Origin of the sequence: Companilactobacillus halodurans, from assembly GCF_009600985.1 — a bacterium.
Classification (GTDB): domain Bacteria; phylum Bacillota; class Bacilli; order Lactobacillales; family Lactobacillaceae; genus Companilactobacillus; species Companilactobacillus halodurans.
In genome coordinates, this window is sequence record NZ_VDFP01000014.1 from 47,174 (window position 1) to 69,308 (window position 22,135).

Sequence of the window (22,135 nt, forward strand, 5' to 3'; positions counted from 1 at the left end):
AAAAGAAGCAACTTCTCAAGTTATCTTGAAAGGTTGCTTCTTTTGCTATGTTATTAAAATGAACGATTATTTCAGGATACTCGCAAGGGTATTTTGAAAAGGGTAATTACATTTTCGGGAATATAATTTTATTGTTCTCACCAATTCGTCAGGCTGATTATTCCAATAATCATAAACAAAATCTGGAGACTTAAGATTATTCATATTTTTGTAATGACTTTTACACCAATTGTGAGCTGATAATTTTTTGCCACTTTTATCTGCCTTTCGATTTTTAAAAGCATCAAAGTCGCCGTTGCTAACGATAAATAACATTTCAATTTCAGGTGAGGTATATAAATTCGTAATTGAAGAAATTAATCTTTGATAGGCTTTGGGTATTTTGAATTTTTCGTTATGTGAATCTAAAATTCTCAAAATTGATATTTGATTATTTTGGAAACCAAATGTGAGATGTTCTCTGGCAAAGGTTCTACCATTTCTTTCTCTAATGACATCTTCCTCTAGCATTTCATTTCTATCAAATTTTAGTAGGTGATGGTCTAAAAGAACATTGATGATTGACTTTTCAGCACCGCCTTCAATAATTACAGCAATGTAGTTATTATTCATTATTTTTGTTCCTCACGCTGTTGGTTAAATTCTTTGATACTCTTAATAGTAGTTTTCTTTAAAGCTATGTAAGCACTGTATTCTGGTGCGGTACCTTGAATGCTATTAGACATGAATACTTCAGATCTCAAGAGATCATTTCTGATTTTAGTATTTGAGTATCTAGTCAATGATATGTTTTTCAATCTTCTAGCAATAAATATTTGGTCATTTCTATCAATATCATCTAAGAATTCAGAATAGTGAGTTGTGAATACTAATTTAGCATTGTTAATGTTTATTGCTGGATCTTTAAAGTAATTAATAAATGTTCTGGCAATAGCGTGGTTAAAGTGGTTTTCGATTTCGTCTACAAAAATAATTCCGCCATTTTTTAAAGTACTGAGAATTTGTGTGTAAAGTGAAATTCCTTTGGCAGTTCCAGATGACAAATAATATTCAATAGTTGCAAAATTTCTGTCTGTGATTTCTTGATTGCTATTTTTGAATTTCAATCTGTAAAATATTTGTTGATTAGTATTATTATTATTTGCACTTTCAATTTTCAGATATTCAATACTTGAATCTAAATATTGTAAGACTTCACTTGGTACACTTCCAAAATTAGAAATGAAGAAATTAGTATTAGTAAAAATCGTATTGTCAGCAACTTTCAAAGTTTCATAATTATTACTTCTCATGACAGTTCTAAACATAGAATCATCTGATGCCAAAACAGCTGCAACGTCAGTATTTAAGTTGTTGCGATCCATTATTAAGTCATTTTTGGAGAATTTTAATAAATTTTTCTTAGCTTCGCTGATTCTAGCTTTTTTCCGATAAATTTTTTCAGATTTAACTTCATATTCATTTAGGTCGGAATCTACTTCATCGCTGCTTTTTCCTATAACGATAGTGTCTTGGTAAAGAAAATTATTGCTACCATAAAAATAGACGTCAAAAGTTACTGTAGAATCATCAAAAAGTGCTTCTTTTAATTTGGTTTCCTTGATAGATCTACCGATTGATAATAGAGATAAAATTCCCATTGTAAGTTTCATGATTGTAGTTTTACCAGTAGCGTTTTTACCTACGATTGTCGTTACATTATTTGTATAATTGGCGCCAAATAAGTGCATGAGTGACTCTGTATGATTTTTTGAGACTCGACTATTTGTTAATAAAGAGAAATGAAGATTATCTTCAAATAGAGGGTATCCTTTAATATTGATTGCTAAAAATCGTAATTTATTTGTCATTGTTTCACCTCATTTGATACAGAAATTATCAACTTTCTATGTAATATCTTAACAAAAAATACACGTTATAACCAAATTTTTCGTTTATAACATCGAAAAAAATCTTCTGTGGATAGTAAAATATCATTCTATAATCGTTTTGAACGTAAAAAGAACTCTCTTACAAGCGTGACGCCTGTAAGAGAGTTCTTTTCATTATCAATTTATTATGAAGGTAAAACATTAATCGTATAGAGCAAGAGAATAAAGACGAAGAACAGGATGTACATAATTGGTGTAACTTCCTTTCTTCTGCCGGCAGCCCACATTGTGAGAGGGTAGAAGAGGATTCCAAAGGCGAATCCGTAAGAAATGTTATAAGTCAATGGCATACCTACGATAGTTAAGAAAGCAGGCATGGCAATTTCAAATTTGTTCCAGTTGATTTGTTTCATTGACTGAGCCATCAAGATTCCGACAATAATCAAAACTGGTGCGGTAACGTTTGATGTAACGACGGTTAATAATGGCGAGAAGAACATGGCAACTGCAAACAAGACACTGACGACTAGTGAAGTCAAACCCGTTCTACCACCAACTGCTATTCCGGCTGAGGATTCGACGTAAGCAGCTGTTGGAGTGGTACCCATAACTGCACCACCAAGCATCGAAATTGAGTCAGCCATCAAAGCACGGCCAATTCTAGGCATTTTGTTATCTTTCATGAACCCAGCTTGTTCAGACAAGCCAATCAAAGTACCAGCAGTATCGAAGAACGCTACTAATAAGAAGACTAAGACGACAGCCCAGAGTTTTGGATCAGCTAAATCAGGCAAGTGAGCGATTCCGACACCAAAGGTTGGTTTCATGCTGGGAATTGTCGAAATGATTTGGTGTGGCAATGGAATTAACTTCGTTACTAAACCAACGATGGTCGTCATGACCATACCAATGAAGATGGAACCAGGGACTTTTTTAGCCATTAACAGACCAGTTGCCACGAGGCCAAAGATTGTTAGCCAAGTAGTTGGAACAGTCAATGACCCCATCTCAACTAGTGTTGACTTGCTTCCAGTTACGAGGCCGCCCCCTTGCAGTCCAACAAAAGCGATGAATAATCCGATACCTGAGGCCATCGCGAGTTTTAAGTCATGGGGAATCGAATCGATGACTAATTCACGTAATTTTAAAACCGAGATAAGCAAGAACAAGATGCTGGACATAAATACTCCAGCCATTGCTGTTTGCCAAGGGATGCCCATGGCTAGAACAACTGAATAAGTGAAGAAAGCATTGTCCCCAAGTCCTGGAGCAATGGCGATTGGGTAATTGGCAAGTAATGCCATCAAGATAGAACCTAAAATTGCAGAAAGAGCAGTGGCTGTGAAGACAGCACCTTTGTTCATACCAGCAGTTCCCAAAACCTGTGGATTGACGAAGAGAATATAAGCCATTGAAACAAAAGTTGTTAAACCAGCTAATATTTCGCGTCTAACGGTAGTTTGGGCTTCTTTAATATGAAAGAGCTTTTCGATGAAACTGAGATTGTCTACACCGGATTCCATGATATTAACCCCCTAAGGTTTATTAATTTACTCTGTAAGTATTACAGAACTTGTAAAATAATACAACTAAAAGACGATTAAATATGACGAATATGTATATATTGTTCGGATAATCTGTTTTCAAAAAGCTGGTTATGGTGATTATCGTTATATAAATTGTGTGAATACCGAATAAATTATAAAATCCCAGCCAGTTTCACAAGAATTGGTTGGGATTTTATTTAATTTATTGAAAATTTAGTTGAAGAAATCTTCTTCAGGTTGGTCGCCACTAGCAAAGGTGTATTCTTTTCCAATTGTATTAGGATTTTGAATAATCAAGGCGAGGGCTTTGGCAACGTCGACACGAGGTATCATGCCTTGTTCGTTTGGACCGAGCAACTTAACTTTGCCTGTGCCGTCTTCATCGCTCAAGCCGCCAGGATGGATGATAGTGTAATCAAGACCGCTTCCGCGCAAATGGTCGTCAGCGTAATGCTTAGCAATCATATAAGGTCTAATGCCACTTGCTTCCCACTTGCTGCGATTGTCGCTAAAGAGTGAACTAACCATGATATAACGTTTGATGCCAATAGTCTCAGCGACCATCATAGTTTTAATTGCTCCATCAAGATCAATTTCAATCGTCTTGTCATAACCGGCACCACCAGCACCAGCGGAAAAGACGATAACGTCAGCTCCAGAAGCTTCAATTGAATCCTTAATATCATCAAGTGAAGCTGTTAAATCGATGAATTGAGTTTCAATATTGTTTTCATTGTAGGCTTTGATCTGTTCTTGACTGCGCAATCCAGCAACAAAATCGATGTTTCTTGATTGTAACTCTCCAATCAGTAGGTGACCCACTTTTCCGTGAGCACCAATAATAAGAACTTTCATATTACAAAACCTCCTTAGTTAAACATACTGTATCAATATTTTTTTAATAATGCTAGTTTAATCCACTAACGGTACTCAAAATAGACATATAATAATGAAGAAAAGTAATTTTTTAGTAGTAATTGAACCTAATTCATTAGTATATTAAACTTAGCACGACAGGGGGAGAAGATAGTATGAAGATATTAGGAATATTAGCTTCGCACCAAGAACATGGTCTAAATGCCAAGTTGTTGGACGAAGTTTTGCAAAATGTAAAGCCTGGTGTGGAAACTGAGACAGTCTATTTAGAAAATTACGATATCACGCCTCATAAATACCATGAGAAAAATGCTGTCTTGGATGAATTGTCGAAGAAGTTGATGGAGTCTGATGTTTGGGTCTTCGCTGCACCAACTTATTGGCGCGAACTTTCCGGAGTTTTAAAGAACTTCTTCGATTGTATGCGTCCCAAATTCGTTTATTTCAAAGAAAATGGCGATACGATTCCCGGACAATTCAAGAACAAGCATTACTTGAGTATCAGTTCATGTTATGTTTCAACTTTGGAGAACTTCATTACTGGTGTGACTGATGAGAGTTTTAAGACAATCGATCGAGTCATGACAGCAGCAGGCGTTATCAAAGTCGGGGAAATCGTTTTGCCAGGTACTTTTGGGATGAAAGAGATACCAGAAAGCAAAAAAGAACTTTGTCACAAATACGCTAAGAAGATTTCAGTTAGAAAGAGAAAGGATGATTCAACTTTGAAAAGATATATACAGCTATTCTGCATGATTGCCGTGATGGCATTAATAACAATGGGTATTCAAATTCCAATGAAATCCTTTATTGGCGGTAGTTTTTGGTTGAATTATGTTAGTTTCACTGTGATTTTCTTCGTGTTGCTGGCATGTATTTTGCATTTTGTTACATTTGTAAAACATCGTCGGAGATGATTTGATGATTTTGGAGATTAGTTCGAACAAATTTGGGTAGATAAAAAGGCAGTCAGATTGGTGATTGCCTTTTAGTGTTTTTAGAATTGGTATTGGTGGCTTTTGGGATTTAGGAAAGGGTCCAAACCTTAAGTTCACGAGCTTTAAAACCACGCTTCTCTTGGTTTTCCTGCTAAACTAAAACGAGTTCCGGAGGCCAGACTTCTGTGCTTTGCCTGACTTCCCAAACTGCCTGCTTCGCAGTCAATTCGTGAAGTCGTGCAAATGCTCGAAGTCTAGGCGGGCCTCCTGCACTCTCTGGATTGAAACGAGTTCCACAGGGGCAACCCATTCCGGTTAAGCCTATTTCACGAATCACTCGCAAAGTACGCGAGCAATTTGTGGAATTGTCTTAATCCTCGTGGGCTGACCGCCCCTGTTGCACTCTCTAGTTTTCGTTCAACTGTCCCAATACTCTATCATAACTAGGTTCATCTGTTTGTACTGGCATGATTTCTGAATAGCTGATTTCATCATTCTTATCAACCACCCAAACTGAACGGGCTAGGATGTTTAGGTCTTTTATCCAAAGGTTTGATTTCTTACCGAAGTCGTGGTCGACGTCTGATAGCATTCTCATGTTCTTAACGTTTTCAGCGGCGCACCAGTTGCTTTGTTCTTCTACTGTATTAGTAGAGATGGTTACGAAGTTGATGCTTGAGTGGGCGTCTACTTCTTCGTTAAAGTGCTTTGTTTGAATGCTGCATACGCTTGTGTTGATGTTTGGCACAACACTGATTAAGAGTGTCTTGTCTAGCAAGTCGCTTAATTTGACTTCGTTGTTGTCTTTGTCTAAAACAGTGAAGTCAGGGAATTTTTCACCTACTGACAATGGTTTTCCAATTGTTGAAACTGTATTTCCTTTAAACTCGAGATCCATAAAGAATCACACCTTTCTTTTTGACATAGATATATTATAAGTTAGTTCAAAATGAAAGCCTAGAAATAAGATTACAAATTAAAGACGTACGAGGTCACGAAATGTTACTAATAGGAAGAAAAATAAAAATACGTAATTTTGAAAAGACTGATTTGAAGCCTTTTCTTGAATTGGTCAAAGACAAGAATAACCACGATTCCTCAGGCCTGGAGTACACCACCGACGAAAAATTTGGTGCGGATATTTTCGACCTCTATTTGCGTCGAGAAGATGTTTATGCGATTGCTTTAAAGGATAATGACTTGATGATCGGGCTGATTGAGCTAAATAAACGGGGCGTGACACAAACTCTGCTTGCTACCAGAGAAATCGGTTTCGTGATTGATAAAAAATTTCGACACAAGGGTTATGCCAAAGAAGCGGTGCAGTTGTTGATTGACTACGGTTTCAATGAGCTTAAGTTAACGGAAATTTGGGCTGGCAGTCGAGAAGACAATCCTATCTCCCAGAAACTCTTAGAAAAATTAAAGTTCGAATACATCTATAAAGTAAATCAAGCGGTTCCATACGTATCACAGGTTAATATCGTTAAGTATTATCTTTTAAAAAAATAATTCATTTCTTGTAAGAATTTCTTAATTATTTCGGACTATTCATGGCGTAGACAGATGGTATTATACAAAGCGTAAGGAGAAAACAAACAAGACTTTTGATGAGAGGTTTTTTATATGAAGAAGAAAATGAGATCTAGAAAAAGTCTCACAGTCAAAAAGCGAATGTTCGGTTTCTTCGCAATTGCCGTTATATTGTTGGGTGTGATTGGTGGATTTGGTTTTACACAAGTAATTGCCGAATCCAACAGTACGACAGGAGGTGGCGCTGACAGATCGGCACCAGTTGCAGTTGTCGCCAGCAAGTCAGACGCTGCTGATACTGACTTAGGTGGCGGTAATGCTTCAAATGCTAATGTAGTGTTGAATTCCGATAATACTGGAACTAGTACAGGCGATAGCAATAAAGCTTCGATGAAGAATACTGGTACGACCGATACTACTCCGTCAGTGAATGTCAACAACATGTCATCATATCCACAAACGGGAGATGCACATGATACCGGATTGATCATAACAGGATTTTCAATCTTAATTGGTCTATTCGCTTTTTATGGTTATAAGCTCCGTAAAAGCTTAAGAATTTCGTGAGTTTCTAAGGTTTCAAGTGATTCAATTATGATAAATAACTTTTACGAATAATGAGATGTACGAGTTGTAAAATTTGTTATTATCTAATTGTAATCAAGTAAGACAAAAAACAAAAAAATAATTTTCTATATCAGGGAGGATATATCATGAAATTATCAAGAAACGTCTTAGTAGGATCACTAGCAACAGCAGGAATGGTTTTAGGAGCACTTGCACCAGCACTTACAGCACAAGCTGCAACAACATCAGGAACAGTTGATCCATCAACTGGTAAAGTTTCAGGAACAGTTGATTCAGAAACTGGTAAATATAAAACATCGGCAACAGATTCACTACCAGATGGTGGATTAGCAATTGCTTATGATGATGGTACAACTGATACAATTGGTGAAGCATCCGCACAATCAAATGCTAACGTTAAAGTTGTTGACGGACTATTAGTACTTGACCAAGTTCCTGACTTTGGATTTGGTACAGCTGCAATGGGTTCAACAGTTGATTTGAACAATAACAAATATAACGATCAAGCAACAGATTCAGAAAATGCATCAGCTGTTAAAGTTATTGAATCACGTTCTGGCCAACCTGGTTTCACTTTAAATGCAAGTATGTCACTATTTACAGATGGATCTACTGCTGCAGGTAAGGCATTTACAATGACATTAAACCCAGTTGGATTGACAAATGATGAAGGTGCTAATGTAGCAAACGAAGGTGCATCGTTAAAGACTGAAGAAGCTCCTATTACAGCAAGTGCAACCGCAGCACCTCAAACAGTTATAGATTTAGCTTCAGGTACATATAAAGCAGGTAGTATCAATGCCACATATAGTACTCCTGATTCAGCTTCATTGAAGCTAGTGGATGGAACTAATGGTTCAACAAGTTCTGATGCAAAAGATGCAGCTGTGAAGTCATATAATTCAACAATCACATGGACATTAGCTGCAAAACCAACAAAAACAGGAACAACAACAGCACCAGATGCTGGATAGTTTGAAATTATAAGAGTAATAAATTTATTATAAATAAAGAAACCACTACTACATTAGTAGTGGTTTTTATTTTATAATGTAATCGGTTGTAATTAATTTTATATCTGGGGAGGTATAGGATGAATAAAAGAAAATTAAGAATCTTTTCGATATTATTGTTTTTTATAACAATTTTTGCAATAGGTTCTAATAATACAAATGTCAAGGCTGCAGGTTCTTCTGGAGATTATTCTCTTAAGGTTGGTGGTTCAAATACTGATAATTTGAATATTGATGGTGGCAATTATTATATTACTGGTAATCCTGGCCAATCTGTTGATTTGAAATTAATGGTTATCAATAGCGCTAATAGAACTAGACAATTCAAATTTAATGTAACAACGGCTTATACGACAGATAGTGGAGCAATTGGCTATAATAAATTAAAAGTTACTGACCCATCTTTGAAAATTCAGACACGCAGTTTAGCAACTCCTAAGAAAGCGGTTTTTTCCGTTCCTGGAAATAAGACAGCAACGTTGACTTTTAAGATGAAAGTTCCTGAAAAGAAATTCAATGGTACTTTGATGGGTGGTGTTTCAGTAGCCCCTTATAAAGAAAAAGCTAAAGGAACTGTTTCTAAGAATGGTACGTTGATTAAAAATAGATTTAGCTATTCTATTCCTATTCAAATTCGTCAAAGTGGTAATAAATCTGTTGAGCCTAAATACTCCATCAGATCTGTTAAGCCAGCATTAACAAATACATCCAATGGTAAAAATCAAGGTGTTAAGGCTAATATTCATAATTCTACTAATTCTTATGCTGGTACTTTGAAAGCACACGCGGTCATTACTAAAAAGGGTGATAAAGATTTCAAGATAACTGAGGATTCTCAAGCGGATATTGTACCAACGACAAACTTCAATATGGGAATCTCATGGGGTAAAAAGTCATTGCAATCTGGTGATTATCACTTGAAGTTAACTTACAAGACTGAAGGTGGCATCAAGAGCTGGGTTCTCAACAAGGACTTCACTATTACTAATAACGATGCTGCTAAATACAACAAGCTAGCAGGTATCAAGCCAAACTATCTCTGGTTATACATTCTTCTAGCAATTCTTGCATTAGCAATTATCCTCGGCTTAGGTATTTACTTAGGTAAGAGAAATAATAACAAGAATAATAATGGCAATAATAATTCTGGTAATAATACGAGAAGACGTCGTCGTTAATAAAAAATAAATTAAGCTGTTCCAACACTTGGAGCAGCTTTTTTAGTATCATGTATTACATAAGGTCTCTGATTAGAGGATTATTATGAATAAAAAAATTATCTATTTTATATCAATTATTTTCTTTGCATTAGTTACTTTTATTATCAAGCCGCAAGCTGTAAAAGCTGACTTAAACGGCATAACCGTTACGCCTTTGATTGAGAACGATTCAGATGTTACTGATCGTTTTCAAATCGTGGGGAAGTCTAAGGGCGTGCGGACATTAAAAATATCAATTTCTAATTTTGGGGTTAGAAAAGCTAACTTACGAGTTGTACCAACGAATGCCACGACATCGATGGATGGCAAAATCGTCTATACGCAAAATGTTAAAGCAGGACAGTATGGCTTGAAGTATGCTTTTTCTGATATGACTAAACCGCAAACTGTCTTAGTACGTCCTAATAAAACTAAGGATTTAACTTTTAAAGTCAAATTGCCTAGTGGAAATATTAAAGGGTTGTTATTAGGTGGTTTCAATATTTATGATACTGGCAATCAAGTTCCTGGTAATGCGGATGTTCCAGTTTGGATTACCGATGATAATAAACCAGTCGGCGGAATATTGAGTTTGCACAATTTGGGATTAGATGTCATCAGAAAAAAGCCACATATAATTATCAATCTCCAAAATAAAGAACCGGGAATCATGAAAAATGTCATCGTTCATATGACAGTTAAGCGCAAGAGTTGGCTTGATCGATTCAATCTCGGTCCTAAAAAGATGCAAGTTGATACGACTTATCCAAAGGTTGCACCTAACTCTCGTATTCCAGTTGACTTTGACCAAAATACTACGCCGATTCAAGCAGGCAAGTATGTCGTCAAAGGGGCCGCTCGTAGTGGCAAAGCAACTTGGACGTTCCATAAAACTTACACAATTACTCAAGAACAAGCCAATGATATTAATAAACGTTGCAAGGGTTTGATATATAATAAGACTACAACATATATCTTGATTGTCTGCGTCTTGGTTTCAATCATCTTCTTAATTTTCTGGGCAATCTGGTATTCAGGTAGGAGCTAAAAGTATGAAGAAACGAATAATTATCTTTTTTTCAACATTATTATTGCTCTTGGCAACTATTTTGCCATTTGCGACAACAATTAAAGCTGACTCTGATAAGTCCTATGCCATTCAGGCAATTTTGCCGAATAATCAGATTAATAAAGATGAATCTTATTTTGATTTGAAAGTAGAACCAAATAAGGAGCAGACTTTAAAAGTTTTGATTGCTAATACGGGGAGCAAACCTATTACCGTCAAAGCATAAGTCAATAATGCCTATACAGCAGATTCAGGGGTCATCGGCTATGACAAATATGATGCCAAGCCTTACAAGTCTAAACTGCCATCTTTGACCTCGTTAGTTGATGGCAAACGTAAGCAAGTCGTTAAGTTAAAGACTGGGGAAAACAAGACAGTCGAATTTAAGGTGAAATCACCAGCTTCCGAATATGCTGGTATTATTTTGGGTGGTGTCACGACAACGGCGTCAGTCAGTCCTACCAAATCAAAGAATATCAACATCAAGAATCAAGTTCACTACGTTAAAGGCGTCGTGCTTCGTTCAAAAGATGATGGGGTCATGCCAGATATGCATTTGACTTCAGCTGCTCCTAAAGCAGTGGCTGGTTCAACCGGGATTGCCTATACGATGGACAATACCGCACCGATAAACATCAATAAAGTGTCTCTAACAGCTAAAATTAAAAATGGCTCTAAGACGACCAATTACAATGCTGATAACTTGCAGATAGCTCCTAATTCGCGATTTAACTATTTTATTCCAATTAAAAAGTTAACAGCTGGAACTTATAAAGCTCAAATCACTTTAAAGAATAACAATGGCTTTAATAAGTCATTCAACTACAATATTACCGTTAAACAAAGAGAAGCTGATAACGTGACTGAAGCAGCCACGCCTAAGCAACAAACTAACAATAAACAGTGGATAGCTATTATTGTTGGCATCATCGTTTTAATAGCGGTCGTCGTTTGGATGTATCTCTACTATTCACAACGTAACAAGGGTGATGGCCCTAAGAAAGGCCGCGGCAAGTTCAGATTGCCAAATAAGAAACAAACTGATGATTCTAAGAAGACTCGTTCAGGCGACACTAGATCGTCGCGTCATAAGAAATAATCTAGTTCAAAACAAATAGGCCAAGGTAATCCATTTTGATTACCTTGGCCTATTTCTTAATGCTTTAAAGTGCTTTTTTCTTCTTTTTATTATCAATTTTATTTTTGAGTTTCTTCACATAAACTGCATTCAGTTGAATCAGCAACCAAATATAGTCTGGTCTTGTCGAAGAAATATCCCAAGTAATCACTTTTAGATTCTCTGGATATTTCTTTTTTTTGATATCTAATGGCAAGACGTCTAAAGATGTTATCAAAACATCGACATTTTCGTAAACGTTGCTTGGAACGATTTCAACGAACTTCAAAGTTCTGATATTCCTCAAAACTACTTCAGCTGCTTGGTTACCAGGATCAATCAAAACTTTGACCTTGATAACGTCTTCCTCACGAATCGTGGAGATGTAACTTGGCAAGACCTGATAAAGATTTCTAGAAATCAATTCGGATGCATTATAGATACCAGTAAATTCGTTTTGGTCAACGTTTGAGAAGAATTTATAGATATCTTTATATAAATCCGTATAAACTCGTTCTTCATCGGAAGTGTACATCGTATCTAGATGCATGATTGAATAAGGCGCCATAATATAATAGAATACGATGTCTCTTGTGACGTAGGTCATGATGTGTTTCAAAGTCTTTTGATTGTGATAAACACTCATGTCGTCGTGATAATGTTCTTTCAAAAAATCTATAAAGTGATAAACGAGCGCATAGAATTTCGGGTTGATTCTAGCATTAGCGTTGATTGGTTGTTCAAAAGCCGTATCGCTAGGTTGAAAAGCGGTCTTTCTAAAGAGATTGACTAACTTATTTTCATTATCCAACGCCAAAATAGGCACAATTGGATAATCCTCATGGGTCAAGATATCCTGACCAAGCATTTGATCACCGAAAACATCGTTATAATAAGGCAATTCTTCGATGTAGTTACGTTTGATAAGTCTAATCCGTGAAATAGCTAAAAAATATTTTAATTGAATATGAACGATTGGATTATCGAATTTGATCCCCGCGCGTCCGATAATCTGGTCGATTGAATTTTCTTGGATTAGTGTAAAAGGCCATTCTTGACCGTGATAAGTGTACCAATAAACATAATATGCCATCCAGCGGATATTCTTTTCGTTTCCTTTGATTTCTAGTGTCGAGTTAGAAATCTTCAGGCCAAAATTCTTTAAGAATGCACGGAATTTTGACATCCGTCGGTTCAAAGTTGACTTACTGGTAAAGTGGTCGCTACTAAAACTTTCAAATGAAGGATTAGAACTAGTCAATCCATAATTGAAAGCTTGGAAAACGATGGAATTTTTAACCAAGTATAGTCGATAAGTATCGATGGCAATTTTGCTGAAGTCGATTGATTCTATCTTTGTATCGCTAGCATCAATATCGGGAGCGACGTCAGCAAGGTCTTCTAGTAATGCTTGGAAAATATTATATGCTTTTTGGTAGGTGAATTGTAGTCGGTTACTGATATTACTCAAGTTTACTTCACGAGGAGGTAACGATTTAATCACAGTTAGCATGTGGTATTTCTCAACGTCTTGCTTACTAAGAAAATTTGCTCCAACATATGTCTTCCCCCGGTAACGTTATAATTAAAAAAGTTTAATAATATACGAAACACTACTTGCTACTATCTTAACATTTATTTATAATGTTTTGTAATCAGATAGAGGTGCAATCTTTATTATTAGTATTTTTGAGTGCGGATAGGGTACTTTGAAAAAATATGAAAGGAAAGTTTGCCGAAATCATGTTATCCCTACTTGGTAATTTGATTGGGCTATTGCTTAATAGGCAGTAGACTGTCGCTTTTTGCGTTGAGCTATTGATTAATGGGATAATTATAATCCTTATTGTCGGTAGTTCCTCTGATAATAAGGATTTTTTTTATATCCAAAAAGGGGAATGAAAGATGGAAAATAATGATGTGAATAGGTCGTTGAAGACCCGTCACTTATCGATGATTGCGCTTGGTGGTTCAATTGGAACTGGGCTCTTTGTCGCAAGTGGCTCGTCGATTTCAACAGCTGGTCCAGGAGGAGCTTTGATAGCTTATGTGGCTATCGGTATCATGGTGTACTTCTTGATGACTAGTCTAGGAGAAATGGCAACATATATGCCAGTCTCTGGATCGTTCGCTACATATGCAACAAAATTTATCGACCCTGCTTTTGGGTTTGCGCTAGGTTGGAATTACTGGTTCAACTGGGCTATCACACTGGCAGTCGACCTATCTACAATTTCTTTAGTAGTTAAGTATTGGTTCCCAAGCTGGACTTCGTGGAAAATCAGTTTGACGTTCATGATAATCCTCTTGGTAATTAATTTTATTTCGGTAAGTTCATTTGGAGAAACAGAATATTGGTTGTCATCAATCAAGGTTACCGCCGTTATTATCTTCTTGATTGTTGGTATTTTAAGCATTCTTGGTATTTTAGGTAATCAAAACTTTGTCGGATTGACAAATTATTCATATAAGAAGGCACCTTTTGTCGGAGGAATACCGGCAATCCTAAGCGTCTTCGTCGTTGCTGGGTTCTCATTTCAGGGAACTGAATTGATCGGTATCACAGCTGGTGAATCAGCAACGCCAGAAAAGAGTATTCCTAAGGCTATCAAACAAGTCTTTTGGAGAATCCTTCTATTTTATATTTTATCAATCGCTGTTATTGGTGCCTTGATTCCTTATACAAGTCCTAACTTGTTGGGTTCAGGTGCTGGCGATATTGCTATCAGTCCATTTACGATTGTCTTTAAGAAAGTCGGGATTCCTTTAGCCGCTGGAGTCATGAATGCTGTAATTTTAACTTCGGTTATTTCAGCTGCTAACTCAGGTCTTTATGCTGCTAGTCGGATGCTTTGGTCAATGAGTAAAAATGGCATGGCACCTAAGGCTTTTCAAAGAACTAATGGTCGTGGGGTTCCCGTCTTCTCACTTCTTTTGACAGCGCTAATTGGAGCCATCGCGCTATTTACAAGTTTATATGGCGACTCATTTTATGAATTACTAGTTGCTGCTAGTGGGTTGACTGGATTTATCGCTTGGCTGGGAATCGCTTTTTCCCATTACCGCTTCAGAAAGGCTTACCTATATAAGGGATACAGTCTCGATGATTTGAGATACAAGGCTAAGTGGTTCCCATTTGGTCCAATTTTAGCCATTATCTTAGGTATCATTATTATTTTGGGTCAAGATGTTCGTTCAATGGTTAATTTCAACTTTGGACGTTTATTGATTAGTTACAGTGGTTTGATTATTCTCTTTATTTGCTGGGCTTACTACAAGATTAAGCATAAGACTAAGTTCTTGAAACTTGAAGATATCGATGTTGAGCAAGAAAAGAAGGATAATCATTACTAGTTGAAATTTGTGATGCTTTAAACTATTATTAAAGATGAATATAACGCTAAAAGAGTGCCTACTCACAAACCCTTCAGAGAGACGATGGTCGGTGTGAATCGTTAAGGTTTTTATTCCAGCATTCTATGGTAACGGGTAATTCCGTTCGGTTTGATCCGATAAAATCTGAAAGTGCAGTGTATTTGCATACGCTGAAACTGGGTGGTACCGCGAATAGTCGATTCGTCCCTTTATTGGGATGAATCGGCTATTTTTTATGCGTTAGTTTTTATCAAAACTGTTTACTTATGTGGCACAGTTAAAATATAGGAGGTTGGTCATGTTAGACATTAAGTTGATTAGAAAAGATCCAGATTGGATTAAGGATAAATTAGCTTCACGTGGCGTTAAGGCTGAAGAAATCGATGAATTGCTTTCATACGATGAAAAGCGTCGTGACTTGTTAGTTAAGACTGAAACATTGAAAGAAAAGAGAAATAAGGTTTCTCAAGATATTGCAACAAAGAAACGCAACAAGGAAAGTGCTGACGATGAAATTGCTGCTATGAAACAAGTTGGTAGCGATATTAAGTCAATCGATAGTGAACTTGAAGAAGCTCAAGAAAAGATGAATTATATTTTGGTTCGTCTTCCTAATATTCCCGACGATTCTGTTCCTGTTGGACCTGACGAAAGCACTAATGTGGAAATCAGAAAGGTTGGCGCTATTCCTAAGGAAGGCTTCAAACCTCGCCACCACTGGGATATCGGTGAAGAACTAGGAATCTTAGACTTTGAACAAGCTACAAAGGTTTCTGGTAGTCGTTTCGTTTACTACATTGGTATGGGTGCCAGATTGGAACGTGCAGTTTATAATTTCATGTTGGATCAACACCAAAAGGAAGGCTATACCGAAGTAATTCCTCCATACTTAGTTAACAACGATGCTATGTTTGGTACTAGTCAATTTCCTAAGTTTACTGAAGACGTTTATACCGTAATGGTCGACGAAAACCCATTGACTTTGATTCCAACTGCTGAAGTTCCATTGACGAACTACTTTGCTGATAAGATTTTGGATGAAAAAGACTTGCCTAAGTATGTCACAGCTCTAACACCTTGCTTCCGTTCTGAAGCTGGTTCTGCTGGTCGTGATACTCGTGGTTTGATTAGAATGCACCAATTCAACAAGGTCGAAATGGTTAAGGTGGCAAAGCCTGAAGAATCATACGACGAATTGGAGAAGTTGACAGCTAATGCTGAAAACATTTTGCAACAATTAGGACTTCCATATCACGTTATCGTTCTTTCAAGTGGGGATGCAAGTTTCAGTTCTGCTAAGACTTATGACCTTGAAGTTTGGATGCCTGCTCAAGACAAGTATCGTGAAGTTTCAAGTTGTTCAAACTGTCTTGATTTCCAAGCTCGTCGTGCTCACATTCGTTATCGTGATGCTAATGGCAAGACTAGATTGGCTCACACATTGAATGGTTCAGGACTAGCTGCTGGTCGTACAGTTGCTGCAATTCTTGAAAACAATCAAAATGAAGACGGATCAGTAACAATTCCCGATGTTTTAGTACCATATATGGGTGGCGTAACAAAAATTACTAAAGAAAATGCCAAATAGTTATTGACCTAAAGCCGATAAATTGATAAAATTTAATAGTTCTGTTAAAGAGCTATTGAATTATTCCGGATTAGCTCAGTTGGTAGAGCATCTGACTGTTAATCAGGGTGTCGTCAGTTCGAGTCTGACATCCGGAGTTATAATACTTAGGAAAACCTAGGTGTCCAATAAATTACATCTAGTTCAAAGAATTAGATGTAATTTTTTTATAGGTTTTTCTTTATTTTTGCCGTCTTAGCTCAGTTGGTAGAGCATCGGTATCGTAAACCGGCGGTCACAGGTTCAAATCCTGCAGACGGCATAGATAATGAAGTGAAATATCCTTCCAAGTAAACGTTGAGTAATCAACGTTTACTTTTTTTTTGCAAAAAAACACGATAACCAATCTTTTGATTATCGTGTTTATTACTTTAATTAAATTATTTTATTTGGTTTAAAGCATTTTGAACAGCTTCTTTAATTGCCTTACTTGAAGCGGAAGCACCAGAAACTGTATCAACATCAGTTGAGTTCTTCTCAACGATTTCTTGAGGAAGTTCTTTAACAGCTTTCAGTCCGTAATCGTCAGATTCGCTTTGTTTCAAAATTTCGATATTTTCGATATCGGATTTATTTTTGGCAGTGACCCGAACAACGATTTCATTGCCCATGCCAGCAGTTGACTTGCCGATATATTGGTTAGCTTTAGTTTCAAAATGTTCTTCACCAACATCAGAGCCTAAACCAGATTCGTGAACGCTAGCTGAAGAATTGGCATCAGTTTGGACTGTTTCAACTTTAATTTCAGGTTTCTTTTCGGCAGCATTTTCACCGGCAATTTTACCGAAGATTAAATTCTCAGCTAGGTTGCTGCCACCGTTATACTGACGTCCCATCAAACTGCCCAATTCACCAGCAGCATAGAGATGTGGTATAACGGCGTTATCATTGTCGACGACCTCAGCCTTGGAGTTGTGAACCGGTCCACCTTGGGTATTCAACAATCCTTGGACCATTGCCAAAGCGTAATAGGGACCATCGTTATCAAAGGCTGTTAGAGTTTTTGCATCACGGTTATAAGCATAATCGTGTTTTATCTCGGCAAAATGATTGAAGTCTTTAATCGTTTCTTTTAGTTTATCAACTGATACATTCATTACTTTACTTAGACTTGCTAAGTCGTCAGCTTTAACGACTGCCTTTAAAAATTCTGGATAAGGAGCATTCTTGTCGTTTTTCAATTCATCGTATTTCTTTTGATCGAAGACGACGTAAGGGTGGCGTTGAGCATTTGGGATTCTCCAATTGCCGTGATCTTTGATGTGTCCATGTCTATGGATTTCATTTTCATCGAAGTAACGAGTTCCATCGTCTCCAACAACAATCAAGCTGCCTTGATGGAAGGCTGGCCAATCGAAGGGAAGAAATTGCGAACGTTTGCCGTCAGCAGGCTTTGGAGTTAGGCCATGAAAGATGCCATATGATTCATAGTTGTTCATGTTGTAAAGTTGAGCACCAACTTCGCTAGCCATCTTAACGCCGATACCTTTGTTATAAAGCGAACCGATTGGGTTCAAACTAGTTTCACCAAGATAGTTTTCAACCATCTTGTGGTTATTTTCAAAGCCACCTGTTGCCAATACGACGCCGTTATTTGCACGGACGTTGAGCAGTTTACCGTTACGCTTGATTTGAACGCCGACGATTGCCTTAGTTTCAGGGTTTTGAATCAAGTGTTCTGCTGGCGTTTCATACAAAACGTCAATTTTATCAGCACGGTCTAAAACTTGTTGACGAAGGTTCTTCCAAAGGGCTGAATCAGCGACACCTTCGTGAACAGCAACTAAATCATGAGTAGCTTGACCACGAAATTCGGGGTATTCGTGAGCCATAAAGTGCAAGGCTTTTGAAACCGGTGAGTCAGGGTGTTTTCTCATGATAAATGGCTTAACACCCAAATATTTTTCTAAGTAATCAGGGATATTATAAAGTCCCTTAACATAAGTCTCCATTAAATCTTTATCGTATGATAAAGGAAATGCAAGGTCTTGATAATATTTTCTCAAGTCATCTAAGTTAGAACCTGAAGAAATAACTTGACCAGCATAACGGGTATTTCCACCTTCATGACCCTCTGGAGCAGAGTCTGTAATCAAAACTTTACTATCGTTATCCGCAGCAAATCTAGCGGCAGATGCACCTGCGCCACCAAAACCTAAGACAATGACGTCATAACTTGCATCCCATTTTATTTTTGAATCCTCAAACATTTAATTCACTCCATTTCCTCACAATGTTAGGATTAATATACCGCTAATTTGTGATATTGTGAATAAGTTCCCTTTGTCGAGAACGACAATTAGAGCTATCATGAGAGAGCTTGCAAGTGTTTATCTATTTTGAAAACGAATTGAGGATTTTCCATGGGATTAATAAATAAGAGCTATTACGCTTTAGGAACGCTGATAAATTTATCAGTCGCAAAACCCAGTAGCATCGATGATTTAGATGCTGGTTATGCGCTGATTCAAAAGTTTGAAGATAAATTAACTGTCAATCGAAAGGAATCTGAGGTCATGTCGATTAACCACCAAGCAGGTAAAAGACCAGTCTCAGTTTCGCTCGATACTTATAATTTGATTAAAAGAGCTGTTTTAGTCAGCCAAAAGCACTTAGGCTTCAATGTTGCTATCGGTCCCTTGGTCAAGCTGTGGAAAATTGGCTTTAAGGGTGCCAATAAACCAAGCGATGAAGATATTCAAGCACGTTTGAAAATTATTGATCCAGAAAAAATTATTTTAGACGATGCAAAACAATCCGTCTTCTTACAAGAAAAGGGTATGGAGATTGATTTAGGTGGTATCGCTAAAGGCTATATTGCTGATGAAATTAAAAAATTGTGGTTAAAACGAAATGTCAAAACCGGAATTATTGATTTAGGTGGCAACGTCTCATTAGTAGGACCAAGTCTACATGAAGATGGTTTGTGGAATATCGGCGTTCAAAATCCTCTTAAACCTCGTGATGTTTCATTAGGAGTCTTACGTACTCCTGAAAAATCGATTGGTACTTCAGGAATTTATGAGCGTAAATTAGTTGTTGACGGTCATGAATATCATCACATGTTCGACTCAAGAACTGGTTATCCGATTCAAAATAATTTAGCCAGCGTCACGATTGTCAGCGATAAATCTATCGATGGCGAAATTTGGTCGACCTTAGGATTTTATCAAGGTATTGAAAAAGGCAAAGCGATGATTGAAGCTCAACGAGGGATTGAGGCTGTTTTCATAACTAAAGACTTGGAAACTGTTGTAACTAGTGGCTTGAATAATTTCAAACTAATATAAGTATTTTATATATTACTAATATAAAAAAGTATATTGATTTAATTAGTGAAACATTTTACAATGAGCTTGGGAAATTAATATAAATGGGATGATTTTTGATATGAATAAATTTATAGCAATTGTTGGATCAAATTCAAAGAAGTCGACTAATCGTGAATTATTGCAGTATATGAAGCAACATTTTCAGACCAGTGCTGAAATTGAGTTAGTCGAAATCAAAGGGTTGCCACTCTATAAGAAGACGCCTGATCAATTCGTTCCGCAACGGGCTAAAGATATTGCCAAAAAAATTGTGGATTCAGATGGCGTTATTATTGCTACACCTGAATATGACCATTCAATCCCCGCAGCTTTATCCAGCGCTCTAGCTTGGTTGTCATATGGCATTCATCCATTCGTGGATAAGCCAGTGATGATTACTGGAGCTTCTTATGGATCACTGGGTTCATCACGAGCTCAATCGCAACTGCGCCAAATTTTAGATTCACCTGAACTAAAAGCTCGCATCATGCCAAGTTCGGAATTTTTGTTAGCACATTCATTGCAGGCTTTCGATGAAAAGGGCAATTTAGCAGATAAAAAGGTTTCAAAACAACTTGATGGACTCTTTAAAGACTTTTTGCAATTCGTTAATATCTCTAAGCAATTAAATAATGCCAGTGATATCAACAAGCAAAAGGCAAAAGATTTCTCATGGGATAAAGATTAGGAGGAAAAGATATGAAATTAGTAGGTATTGCCGGTTCAATCGCTGAACAATCATACAATCGGACTTTATTGAAGTTTATTGCAAAACATTTTGAAGGTTTAGTTGATATCGATGTCTTAGATATCAATGACGTACCAATGTTTTGCCAAGATGACGACCAAACTAATAGTCCTGCTATTCAAGATTTGAATAAGAAAATCAGTGCTGCTGACGGAGTTATCATTGCTACTCCAGAACACAATCACAGTGTCCCTGCTGCTTTAAAGAACGTCATCGAATGGCTCTCATATAAGATTCATCCTCTGGATGGAAAGCCAGTTATGATTGTTGGAGCATCCTATCACTCACAAGGGTCAGCCCGCGCACAGTTGCATTTGCGTCAGATTCTTGAAGCTCCTGGTGTTAATGCAGTTGTTTTGCCCGGAAATGAATTCTTGTTGGGTAATGTCAAAGAAGCCTTCGATGAAAATAATGATTTAAAAGACCAAAGAACGATTGATTTCTTACAGACGACCTTGCAGAATTTCATCAAATTTGCTCGTGTCATCAATATGATTGGTACGACAAACGATTATGAAGATGAAGATCTCAGTGCCAAGACTGGTACCGATACTACGGTCAAAGGTGTTGAGATGAACGACGACGATTGGCTCGACAAGGCTGCTAAAAAGGTCAATGCAGTTGAGGGTAATAGCTACGTCAAACTTGACAGTGGACTTCTAACAGTCAATCAGTTGAATTACTTCTTGAAGACGATTCCTCTAGAATTGACTTACGTTGACGAGAACAACCAATTTATTTATTACAATAGAGCTCTACCAACTGAGAAGATGTTGGCTAAGAGAACGCCTGCTCAAGTTGGAGATAGTCTTGATAAGGTCCATCCCGATATAAAGCGTGTTATTAAACATGTCAAACAAGTTATCAATGAGTTGAGAACTGGTAAATCAGACCTTGTCTCGATGCCCCGTACCTGGCGATGAAGAAAAAAGCCACGTGATGCACTATTATAAGGCAATGCATGATGAGGATAATAATTACAAAGGCGTTAATGAATGGGCAGTTGATTTGAAGCCAATTGTTGACTATTACTTGCAAGCAACTGGTCAAAAATTAGTTGCTGATCCAAATAGTCAAGTTGATGCCACTTCTGGTGCTTCAAAACAACCGGCTAAACCAGAAGTAAAAGTTGATGCTACAACCAGTGCTTCTAAGGAAAATTAATTATTAAAGAAAACAAAAGACGACCAACTATTTGAAGTGAACCCTCCTAGTTGGAGTAATCCAACGGGAGGGTTTTCTTTGTTTTCAAAAGATATTAAATTGGCTTGTATAACAGATGTTAATAATGGGTTGCCTATTGTACAAGCTATGAAAAAATAT

General features: G+C 37.1%; 18 protein-coding genes, 2 tRNA genes, 2 pseudogenes and 1 riboswitch. Of the genes and pseudogenes, 15 read left to right on the top strand and 7 right to left on the bottom strand.

All coding sequences use genetic code 11. The features are described 5' to 3' along the window. Window positions 1-66: 66 nt before the first annotated feature. The 4 genes from FHL06_RS07935 to FHL06_RS07950 all read right to left on the bottom strand — a co-directional run bounded on the left by FHL06_RS07935 (window position 67) and on the right by FHL06_RS07950 (window position 4,273). Window positions 67-612, bottom strand: coding sequence for an N-6 DNA methylase (locus tag FHL06_RS07935; protein WP_153385692.1), 546 nt, complete (start codon window positions 610-612; stop codon window positions 67-69). After that, window positions 612-1,850, bottom strand: a complete 1,239-nt coding sequence (locus FHL06_RS07940) for an AAA family ATPase (protein ID WP_153385693.1) — start codon at window positions 1,848-1,850, stop codon at window positions 612-614. Before FHL06_RS07940 ends, FHL06_RS07935 begins: the two co-directional genes overlap by 1 nt. 206 nt (window positions 1,851-2,056) lie before the next feature. After that, window positions 2,057-3,394 carry an NCS2 family permease gene (locus FHL06_RS07945; RefSeq protein ID WP_153385694.1) on the bottom strand — a complete coding sequence of 446 codons (1,338 nt, stop codon included), beginning with the start codon at window positions 3,392-3,394 and terminating at the stop codon, window positions 2,057-2,059. Between the two features lie 237 nt (window positions 3,395-3,631). Then, a complete protein-coding gene (locus tag FHL06_RS07950; RefSeq protein WP_153385695.1) occupies window positions 3,632-4,273 on the bottom strand; it encodes an SDR family oxidoreductase in 642 nt (213 codons plus the stop codon). A 176-nt stretch (window positions 4,274-4,449) separates the two neighbouring features. Between FHL06_RS07950 and FHL06_RS07955 the strand changes: the two genes are divergently transcribed. Continuing rightward, window positions 4,450-5,211: a flavodoxin family protein gene (locus tag FHL06_RS07955; protein WP_153385696.1), complete on the top strand. Its 762-nt coding sequence runs from the start codon at window positions 4,450-4,452 to the stop codon at window positions 5,209-5,211. Window positions 5,212-5,638: 427 nt separating this feature from the next. On the opposite strand, the gene tpx is transcribed toward FHL06_RS07955, so the two are convergent. After that, window positions 5,639-6,130, bottom strand: coding sequence for a thiol peroxidase (tpx, locus tag FHL06_RS07960; RefSeq protein WP_153385697.1), 492 nt, complete (start codon window positions 6,128-6,130; stop codon window positions 5,639-5,641). Between the two features lie 101 nt (window positions 6,131-6,231). Here tpx and FHL06_RS07965 point away from each other — a divergent pair, with 101 nt between their 5' ends. The 7 genes and pseudogenes from FHL06_RS07965 to FHL06_RS07995 all read left to right on the top strand — a co-directional run bounded on the left by FHL06_RS07965 (window position 6,232) and on the right by FHL06_RS07995 (window position 11,733). Next, the gene (locus FHL06_RS07965; RefSeq protein ID WP_153385698.1) at window positions 6,232-6,744 is read left to right on the top strand and encodes a GNAT family N-acetyltransferase; all 513 of its coding nucleotides are present in this window, start codon (window positions 6,232-6,234) and stop codon (window positions 6,742-6,744) included. Window positions 6,745-6,858: 114 nt separating this feature from the next. Beyond that, a complete protein-coding gene (locus FHL06_RS07970; RefSeq protein WP_153385699.1) occupies window positions 6,859-7,332 on the top strand; it encodes an LPXTG cell wall anchor domain-containing protein in 474 nt (157 codons plus the stop codon). A 146-nt stretch (window positions 7,333-7,478) separates the two neighbouring features. Next, window positions 7,479-8,327 (top strand): WxL domain-containing protein, encoded by an 849-nt coding sequence (locus FHL06_RS07975; protein ID WP_153385700.1) that lies wholly within the window; start codon window positions 7,479-7,481, stop codon window positions 8,325-8,327. A gap of 119 nt (window positions 8,328-8,446) precedes the next feature. Then, window positions 8,447-9,544 (top strand): DUF3324 domain-containing protein, encoded by a 1,098-nt coding sequence (locus tag FHL06_RS07980; protein WP_153385701.1) that lies wholly within the window; start codon window positions 8,447-8,449, stop codon window positions 9,542-9,544. 85 nt (window positions 9,545-9,629) lie between these two features. Beyond that, window positions 9,630-10,613: a WxL protein host-binding domain-containing protein gene (locus tag FHL06_RS07985; RefSeq protein WP_153385702.1), complete on the top strand. Its 984-nt coding sequence runs from the start codon at window positions 9,630-9,632 to the stop codon at window positions 10,611-10,613. Between the two features lie 4 nt (window positions 10,614-10,617). Further along, a pseudogene (locus FHL06_RS14690) lies at window positions 10,618-11,064 on the top strand (DUF916 domain-containing protein); the annotation flags it as partial. Next, entirely contained in the window at window positions 11,059-11,733 is a 675-nt protein-coding gene (locus tag FHL06_RS07995; protein WP_238333984.1) for a WxL protein host-binding domain-containing protein, read from the top strand. The pseudogene FHL06_RS14690 and the gene FHL06_RS07995, both read left to right, overlap by 6 nt. A 64-nt stretch (window positions 11,734-11,797) precedes the next feature. On the opposite strand, the gene FHL06_RS08000 is transcribed toward FHL06_RS07995, so the two are convergent. Then, window positions 11,798-13,264, bottom strand: coding sequence for a helix-turn-helix domain-containing protein (locus FHL06_RS08000; RefSeq protein WP_153385705.1), 1,467 nt, complete (start codon window positions 13,262-13,264; stop codon window positions 11,798-11,800). A gap of 139 nt (window positions 13,265-13,403) precedes the next feature. Beyond that, a riboswitch (Lysine riboswitch) is annotated at window positions 13,404-13,577 on the top strand. Window positions 13,578-13,656: 79 nt separating this feature from the next. Here FHL06_RS08000 and FHL06_RS08005 point away from each other — a divergent pair. From FHL06_RS08005 to FHL06_RS08020, 4 genes are all read left to right on the top strand, one after another. Next, window positions 13,657-15,105 (top strand): amino acid permease, encoded by a 1,449-nt coding sequence (locus tag FHL06_RS08005; protein WP_153385706.1) that lies wholly within the window; start codon window positions 13,657-13,659, stop codon window positions 15,103-15,105. 319 nt (window positions 15,106-15,424) lie between these two features. After that, window positions 15,425-16,714 carry a serine--tRNA ligase gene (gene serS / locus FHL06_RS08010; protein WP_153385707.1) on the top strand — a complete coding sequence of 430 codons (1,290 nt, stop codon included), beginning with the start codon at window positions 15,425-15,427 and terminating at the stop codon, window positions 16,712-16,714. A 64-nt stretch (window positions 16,715-16,778) separates the two neighbouring features. Beyond that, window positions 16,779-16,851 (top strand) — tRNA-Asn (locus FHL06_RS08015). A 91-nt stretch (window positions 16,852-16,942) separates the two neighbouring features. Further along, window positions 16,943-17,015: transfer RNA gene (locus FHL06_RS08020), tRNA-Thr, on the top strand. Between the two features lie 118 nt (window positions 17,016-17,133). Here the strand turns inward: FHL06_RS08020 and FHL06_RS08025 are convergent. Continuing rightward, on the bottom strand, window positions 17,134-18,963 hold the full coding sequence (locus tag FHL06_RS08025) for an FAD-binding protein (protein ID WP_153385708.1): 1,830 nt from the start codon (window positions 18,961-18,963) through the stop codon (window positions 17,134-17,136). Between the two features lie 153 nt (window positions 18,964-19,116). On the opposite strand from FHL06_RS08025, the gene FHL06_RS08030 reads away from it, so the two are divergent. The 3 genes and pseudogenes from FHL06_RS08030 to FHL06_RS08040 all read left to right on the top strand — a co-directional run bounded on the left by FHL06_RS08030 (window position 19,117) and on the right by FHL06_RS08040 (window position 21,976). Further along, window positions 19,117-20,043 (top strand): FAD:protein FMN transferase, encoded by a 927-nt coding sequence (locus tag FHL06_RS08030; RefSeq protein ID WP_153385709.1) that lies wholly within the window; start codon window positions 19,117-19,119, stop codon window positions 20,041-20,043. 100 nt (window positions 20,044-20,143) lie between these two features. Then, a complete protein-coding gene (locus FHL06_RS08035; RefSeq protein WP_153385710.1) occupies window positions 20,144-20,752 on the top strand; it encodes an NADPH-dependent FMN reductase in 609 nt (202 codons plus the stop codon). 11 nt (window positions 20,753-20,763) lie between these two features. Next, window positions 20,764-21,976: pseudogene (locus tag FHL06_RS08040) on the top strand (NAD(P)H-dependent oxidoreductase). The last annotated feature ends 159 nt before the right edge of the window (window positions 21,977-22,135 follow it).